The organism is Faecalitalea cylindroides ATCC 27803 (assembly GCF_000469305.1).
Classification (GTDB): Bacteria; Bacillota_I; Bacilli_A; order Erysipelotrichales; family Erysipelotrichaceae; genus Faecalitalea; species Faecalitalea cylindroides.
The window spans coordinates 1-6,190 of sequence record NZ_KI270982.1 but is presented as its reverse complement, the minus strand read 5'-3'; the positions used below and the strand labels follow the sequence as shown (position 1 = coordinate 6,190).

Below are 6,190 nucleotides of genomic sequence, written 5' to 3'. Positions count from 1 at the left end.
AATTGCTAAACAGGCCGATGGAGCTGTCATTATCCGTTATGGAGATACAGTTACTTTATCAACTGCTTGTGCCAGCAATACCGCTAAAGAGGGGATTGACTTTTTCCCACTAACAGTAAGTTTTGAAGAAAAACTATATTCCGTTGGTAAGATTCCAGGTGGTTTCTTACGTCGTGAAGGAAGACCAAGCGAACATGCAACTTTAACAGCTCGTATGATCGACCGTCCTATTCGTCCTTTGTTTGCGGAAGGATTCAGAAATGAAGTTCAGGTCGTAAATACTGTGTTGAGCGTTGATCAGGATGCCAGTGCAGAAATGGCTGCTATGTTAGGCGCAAGTTTAGCACTTTGTATTTCAGACATTCCATTTAATGGACCAATTGCCGGTGTAAAGGTAGGTCGAGTAAATGGTGAGTTTATTGCCAACCCTACGGTAGCTCAGGCAGAACAAAGTGATATTGATTTAACAGTTGCTGGTACATACGATGCATTAAACATGGTTGAAGCTGGTGCAAAAGAAGTAAGCGAAGAAGATATGCTTGCAGCTTTGATGTTTGGTCATGAACAAATCAAGAAACTTTGCGAATTTGAAAAAGAAGTTATTGCAGCATGTGGTAAAGAAAAACGTGAAATTCAACTATATACAGTTGATGAAAATATTGATAAAGAAGTACGCGAAAACTATGAAGCGAAGATTCGTGAAGCTGTTTCAATCAAAGAAAAACTTGAACGTTATGGTAAGATCGATGAATTGACAGATGAAGCAGCTGCAATGATCGAAGCTAAAGAATACGAAACAGAAAAAGATAAAAACAATGCCGTAAAACAAGCTCGTGAAATTTGTCGTTCAATTGAAGCAGACGAAGTTCGTCGCTTGATCATTGAAGATAAAGTTCGTCCAGATGGACGTAAGATCGACGAGATCCGTCCTTTGAATTCTCAGGTGGATCTATTGCCTAGAGTTCACGGTTCTGCTATGTTTACTCGTGGTGAAACACAGGTATTGTCTACGACAACATTAGGTGCATTGAATGAAAACCAGATCATTGATGACTTAACAGAAGTAGACGCAAAACGTTTTATGCATCACTATAACTTCCCTCCATATTCAGTTGGAGAAACAGGAAGAATGGGAACACCAGGACGTCGCGAAATTGGACACGGAGCTTTAGGTGAAAGAGCCTTGGCACAAGTATTGCCAAGCGTAGATGAATTCCCATATACAATTCGTACAGTAGCGGATGTTATGGAAAGTAATGGATCAAGCTCTCAGGCTAGTATTTGTGCAGGAACTATGTCATTGATGGCTGCCGGTGTTCCAATCAAAGCCCCTGTAGCAGGTATCGCAATGGGTCTGATCATGAATGAAGAAACAAAAGACTATACAGTTTTAACGGATATCCAGGGTATGGAAGATCATTTTGGAGATATGGACTTTAAGGTTGCCGGAACGAAAAATGGTATCACTGCTTTACAGATGGATATCAAAGTAACTGGTATCACAAAGGCAATTTTTGAAGAAGCTTTAACACAGGCTCATAAAGCGCGTTTGGAAATTTTGGATAACATGCTTGCATGTATCAGTGAACCAAGAAAAGAATTAAGTCCATATGCACCTAAGATTGCCATGATGAACATTGATCCAGACAAGATCAAAGATGTTATCGGTCCAGGTGGAAAAATGATCAACCAGATTATTGCTGAATGTGACAATGTTAAGATCGATATTGACGATGATGGTAAAGTTGTAATCTATCATCACGATTATGAAGTCATCAACAAGGCTAAAGAAATGATCGAAGGTATCGTTAAAGAAGCACATGTTGGAGAAGTATATGCTGCTAAAGTTGTTCGTATCGAAAAATTTGGTGCATTCGTAAATCTATTTGGTTCAACAGATGGCTTGCTGCACATTTCTAAGATTTCTCATAACCGTGTTGACAAAGTGGAAGATGTTTTGAAGATCGGTGATATCATTGATGTCAAAGTCATGGAAATTGACAATAAAGGTCGTATCAATGTAAGTGCCAAAGCGTTATTGCCAAAACCTAAAAAGGCAGAAACACCTACAGAAGAATAAACGTTAATCATGAGGGTATCGTAAAGATATCCTCTTTTTTCATGGAATTTCAGAATTAAACAGTTTTTTAGCAAAAAAGTATGATAGAATATCTGCAAAGGAGTGATTTTCAATGAATTTTAAAGAACACGCAAAATCATGTCAAGAAGCCTACTTGAATGATTTAAATACATTAGTTTCTATTGAATCAACACGCGATCTTTCAACGGCAACTAAAAATGCTCCATTTGGGCAGAATTGCCGTAAAGTTCTTGATGCGATGTTGGATATGGCAAAAAAAGATGGATTTGTGACAAAAGATATCGATGGCTATGCAGGTGTTATCGAATATGGTGAAGGAGAAGATACACTTGGAATTTTAGGTCACTTAGATATCGTTCCTTTAGGAGATGATTGGACAAAAGATCCATTGAAAGTAACGGTAAATGACGGCTATGTTTTCGGTCGTGGTGTCATGGATGATAAAGGGCCAACTCTAGCTGCATACTATGCCTTAAAGTTGGTTAAAGAATTAAATATTCCTTTAAAGAAAAGAGTCATGTTAATTACTGGATGTGATGAAGAGTCTGGCATGGAATGTATGGATTATTATGTAAAACATGCAGAAATTCCAAAGATGGGATTTGTACCAGATTCAGATTTCCCTGTTGTTTATGGGGAAAAAGGCGGTCTTCATGTTGTATTGAAGAGTGAAGATCATACAGCAATCGTAAAGATGAATGCTGGAACTCGCCCTAATATCGTTATTGGAAAAGCCGATTGCTATGTTAAGACGATCAGCGATGCACAAAGAGAATTATTTGATTTTTACTGCAAGTCGAATCAGATTCAAGGAAATATCACTGAAGAAGATGGTTTGATCAAATTGCATATTGACGGTGTCTTCGCGCATGCAGCTATGACATGGAATGGAGTCAATGCAGCCTTGCATCTATTGAACTTTGTTGGTTCAGCGTATGATGATCAGCTTGCGAAAGATTTATATTTTATGCTTCATGACTGGCAGGGAAAACCATTAGGAATCGATATTGATGGAATGTATATGTCTTTCTTGACAATGAGTACAGGTATCGTAACGATCGAAGATGGTAAGACTGAGTTGTTGATCGATATTCGTTATCCAAACGATACAAATGCAGAAAAGATCATGGCTGGTTTTAATGAAACTTGTGCAAAATTAAAATCAAACATTACGGCTATCATGGAAAGCGATTCAAAACCATTGTTTGTGGATCCTGAATCAAAATTGGTTAAAGGATTGATGGATGTATATCGCAAATATACTGGAGATACGTTCTCTTGTGCTGTGACTATGGGCGGAGGAACGTATGCTCGTAAATTTGAAAACTTTGTATCTTTTGGTCCTGAATTGCCAAATGCAGTAGTAGAAACGGATCAATTTGTTGGAGGATGTCACCAGCGTGATGAAGGTATGAAACTTGATGATTTGATTCAAGCGATTGCCATTTACGCCGATGCGATCGTGACATTGTGTAAATAGTATGCGAATGCGAAAAGTGAAATGGGCAGTGGATTATCTAAATGATGCTAACTGCCTGATTGAGGATCCTAGTGCATTAAAAGGAACATGGAAAGAGCGTTTTGATCAGAAAAAAATCCATGTTGAGATTGGCTGCGGGAAAGGAAATTATTCTTTGAACATGGCTAAGCTGTATCCTCAGGAAGCTTTTATCGCGGTCGAAAAAAATGAGAGTGCAGCTGGGATTGCGGCTAAAAAATTCGATGATGCCAACCAGCTGGAAAATTTGGTGCTGATCCAAAAAGATGCTGCCAATATTTCTGAATGGTTTGCTGCAGGAGAAGTGGATGTCATTCATCTGAATTTCTCAGATCCATGGCCTAAAAAGCGCTATGCGAAAAGAAGGCTTTCCAGCTCTCAGTTTTTAGATCAGTATGCTCAGATTTTAAGTGATGAAGGACAGATCCAAATGAAGACAGATAATTCTTCGCTTTTTGAATACTCTTTGATCGAATTTCAAAATGCAGGATATCGCATGATCGAAATCAGTGTGGATTATCGAAGAGAAACACATGATGAAGATGTCATGACGGAATATGAAGAAAAATTTGTTTCGTTGGGACAGCCTATTTATCGTTGTGTTTGGACAAGAAACAATAAGGAGTGATTTTATGCAGACAGTAAACTCAAGAGAAGATTTTGAAAAAGCGTTGAAGAATGATGGAATTCAAGTATTCTTGTTTACGACAAAATGGTGTGGAGATTGCATGTTTATCAAACCATTCATGCCAGAAGTAGAAAAAGCTTTTGATCAGCTAACTTTCTATGAAGTCGATCGAGATGCTTGTATGGATATAGCGCAGGAATTAGAAATCATGGGAATTCCTAGCTTTGTAAGTTATCTAAATGGAAAAGAGATTTCTCGCTTTGTATCCAGTTTAAGAAAAACACGTCCAGAGATCGAAGCTTATCTTAACGATACGATCGCAAAGGGGGAATAATTCATGTTAAAAGATTTAATGAAAGCTATTTTAAATGAAGATGTCGAAGTGGAAGAGGATGAAATCGAAGAAGAACAAGAAAAAAGGATTGAACCTCAGACGGTTTCTCAACCAGAACCACAGTCTCAACCTATGCCAAAAGAAACATATGTTGAACCAATTTCAGCGTATCCTGAACCAGAAATTGAAACGTTCACAAGACCAAAAGTACAACCTAAAAAAGAACCAAAAACAAGTATCTTTACTGGTCTTGATGTAGAAGAAGTATCTCGTGTAGAGCCTCGTTCTACTAATAAACCATACAAATATGATCGTCGTAAGATGATGAAACTTCGTACCAGCGAAGATTTGGATTATAAACCAATTATTTCCCCAATCTTTGGAGATATTCAGGAAGAAAATAAACAGTTTGAAAAGGTTCATGATGCGATCAAACTTCAAAAGCCACAGGATGATACAAGCTTTGTGGAAATCATCTCTCCAATGTATGGGAAAGATATTCCTGAACCACAGCCAGTGGAATCCATTCCAACTGTAAAACCTGTGTTTAAAAAAAACGAAGAAAAAAATGAGCCGGAATCAACATTAAGTCTATCAGATATGTTAGAAAAACCCAAAAAGCAGAAGACCAAACAAGAAGATCTGTTTGATCTAAAAGATTAGAAGGTGAATAGGATGGCATATCATTTTATTGGGATCAAAGGAACCGGAATGGCCGCTTTAGCATGCATCCTGCATGATGAAAAAAAAGAAGTGGCCGGTAGTGATATTGAAAAATATATCTTTACAGAAGATGGATTGCGTTCTCGTGGAATTCCTATTTATCCTTTTGATCCAGCTAATATTCATGATCATGATACCGTTATTATCGGTTTATCTTTTGATCGCAGTAATCCTGAAGTCGCTGCAGCTATGGATAATCCAACGGTTAAGACATATTATTACAATGAATATCTGGGAATTCTTTTAAAACGATATAATTCGATTTGTGTAGCTGGTACGCATGGTAAAAGCACCACTACAGGGATCTTAGGTCAAGTGCTTTCTCATTTTGGAAAAACAGGATTCTTAATTGGTGATGGACATGGTTATATGCCAAAGAATGCCGATAACTTTGTGTTGGAATCTTGTGAATTTCAGCGTCATTTCTTAGCATATTCGCCAGATTATGCGATCATTACAAATATTGAATTGGATCATGTTGATTATTATAAAGACATGGATGATTATTTGGATGCTTTCCAGTCATTTATACATCAGATCAAGAAGAAAGCGGTTATCTTTGGGGATGACCCATATTTAAAGGATCTGGATTATAAGGTTCCTTGTGTAACCTATGGTCTAAATGAAGGAAATGATTATCGTGCAATCAATGTTGAAATGGGCAGCTATGGTATGCACTTTGATTGTGTATATGATAATGATAAGAGCATTCATGTAGAATTGCCGGAAGTTGGAATTCCTTTCTTGCAGGATGCCTTAGGGTGTTTTGCCCTATGTCATGAAATCGGCATGGAAGCTTCTGATATAGTAGAAGGATTAAAAGAATATCAGGGAATTGCACGTCGATTCGTGGTTGAAGAAGTCAAAGATAGCGTATGTATCGATGATTATGCTCATCATCCAACG

6 protein-coding genes are annotated in these 6,190 nt (G+C 37.8%); all 6 read left to right on the top strand.

What is annotated here, in order from left to right; all coding sequences use genetic code 11:
* The coding region (pnp, locus tag HMPREF0367_RS03325) for a polyribonucleotide nucleotidyltransferase (protein ID WP_035401179.1) at positions 1 to 2,080 on the top strand (2,080 nt) is incomplete at its 5' end.
* A gap of 112 nt (positions 2,081 to 2,192) precedes the next feature.
* The gene (gene pepV, locus HMPREF0367_RS03320) at positions 2,193 to 3,581 is read left to right on the top strand and encodes a dipeptidase PepV (RefSeq protein WP_035401176.1); all 1,389 of its coding nucleotides are present in this window, start codon (positions 2,193 to 2,195) and stop codon (positions 3,579 to 3,581) included.
* A 7-nt stretch (positions 3,582 to 3,588) separates the two neighbouring features.
* Positions 3,589 to 4,227: a tRNA (guanosine(46)-N7)-methyltransferase TrmB gene (gene trmB / locus HMPREF0367_RS03315; protein WP_428829649.1), complete on the top strand. Its 639-nt coding sequence runs from the start codon at positions 3,589 to 3,591 to the stop codon at positions 4,225 to 4,227.
* A gap of 4 nt (positions 4,228 to 4,231) precedes the next feature.
* A complete protein-coding gene (locus HMPREF0367_RS03310; RefSeq protein ID WP_015535963.1) occupies positions 4,232 to 4,561 on the top strand; it encodes a thioredoxin family protein in 330 nt (109 codons plus the stop codon).
* 3 nt (positions 4,562 to 4,564) lie between these two features.
* Positions 4,565 to 5,224: a hypothetical protein gene (locus tag HMPREF0367_RS03305; protein WP_022355219.1), complete on the top strand. Its 660-nt coding sequence runs from the start codon at positions 4,565 to 4,567 to the stop codon at positions 5,222 to 5,224.
* A 12-nt stretch (positions 5,225 to 5,236) separates the two neighbouring features.
* A partial coding sequence (locus HMPREF0367_RS03300; RefSeq protein WP_035401173.1) for a UDP-N-acetylmuramate--L-alanine ligase occupies positions 5,237 to 6,190 on the top strand: 954 nt, incomplete at its 3' end.